Origin of the sequence: Microbacterium sp. HMWF026 (assembly GCF_003061325.1) — a bacterium.
In the GTDB taxonomy this organism is placed as follows: domain Bacteria; phylum Actinomycetota; class Actinomycetes; order Actinomycetales; family Microbacteriaceae; genus Microbacterium; species Microbacterium testaceum_E.
This window is the reverse complement of the sequence record NZ_QAJB01000264.1, coordinates 1-1,275: the sequence shown is the minus strand read 5'-3', so window position 1 is coordinate 1,275 and position 1,275 is coordinate 1. Positions and strand designations below refer to the sequence as shown.

The following is a 1,275-nucleotide window of genomic DNA, read 5'->3' as shown; positions in this document are numbered from 1 at the left end:
CCGCCGTAGATCTCACCCGCCTGGAAGACGAACCCGCGGTGGCGGGCGAGGGCGATGACCTTGTCGAGGCGGGACTGTTCGGCCATGGCGGCTCCAATGGTCGGGAAAGTTGTGGGGATCGAGCGCGAGGGCGCGGCATCCAGTTTATCGAGAGCGGCCTGCTCTCACCGCGTGATGCGCTCGCGCCGCACGGTCACCGCCTCGAGCGCGGCCCCATCGATCTCGACGCCCAGGCCCGGGCCGGTGGGGACGCGCACGTGCCCGTCCTCGATCACGGCCGGCTCGGTCACGATGTCGCGCGTGTAGAAACGGGCGGATGCCGAGATGTCGCCCGGCAGCGTGAAGCCGGGCAAGGCCGCAAGCGCGGCGTTGGCCGCGCGGCCGATGCCGGTCTCGAGCATGCCGCCGCACCAGACGGGGACTCCCGCCGCGAGCGCGCGGTCGTGGATGGCGACGGCCTCGAGGTAGCCGCCGACCCGGCCGGCTTTGATGTTGATGATCGCCGCGGATCCCAGTGCGAGCGCGTCCGCGGCGGCCTTGTCGCTCACGATCGACTCGTCGAGACAGACAGGGGTGCGCAGTCGCTTCGCGAGGGTCGCGTGATCGACCAGGTCGTCTTCTTGCAGGGGCTGCTCGATCAGCAGAAGCTCGAAGCGGTCCAGTTCGGCGAGGGTGTCGGCATCCTGGAGCGTGTAGGCGGAGTTGGCATCCACCTGAAGAGGGATGCCGCCGAACGCCGCACGGACGGCGGCCGTGTCGTCGACGTCGCGGCCGGGCTTGATCTTGATCTTGATGCGCACGTAGCCCTCGTCCAGGTAGCCGCCGACCGCGTCGACGAGCGCATCGGGGTCGCTCTGGATGCCGACCGAGACGCCCGACGGCACCCGATCCTTCACGGCGCCGAGGTATGCGCCGAGACTGCGCCCCTCGGCGCGAAGGGCGGCGTCGACGACGGCGAGCTCGAGACCCGCTTTGGCCATGCGGTGGCCGACGACGGGGCTCAGGATGCCGGCGACCCCCTCGGGCGCGAACGTCCGGCGCTCGAGCAGGGCGGGCACGAGGAAGCGCGACAGGACGTCCCACGCCCCCTGCGTGTACTCGCTGGAGTACGACGGCTCGGACTGCGTCACCACTTCTCCCCACCCGCGCCCGTCGGGCGTCTCGGCCGTCACGATGATCACCTCGCGCACCGTCTCGGTGCCGAACGAGGTGGTGAACGGCGACACGAGCGGCATGTGCAGCACGCGCAGCTCCACGGCATCCAGGGTCACGGGC

1 protein-coding gene is annotated in these 1,275 nt (G+C 70.7%); it reads right to left on the bottom strand.

All coding sequences use genetic code 11. The features are described from left to right. Nucleotides 1-164 precede the first annotated feature (164 nt). The gene (gene menC / locus DBR36_RS10360; RefSeq protein ID WP_108319127.1) at nucleotides 165-1,271 is read right to left on the bottom strand and encodes an o-succinylbenzoate synthase; all 1,107 of its coding nucleotides are present in this window, start codon (nucleotides 1,269-1,271) and stop codon (nucleotides 165-167) included. Between the last annotated feature and the right edge of the window lie 4 nt (nucleotides 1,272-1,275).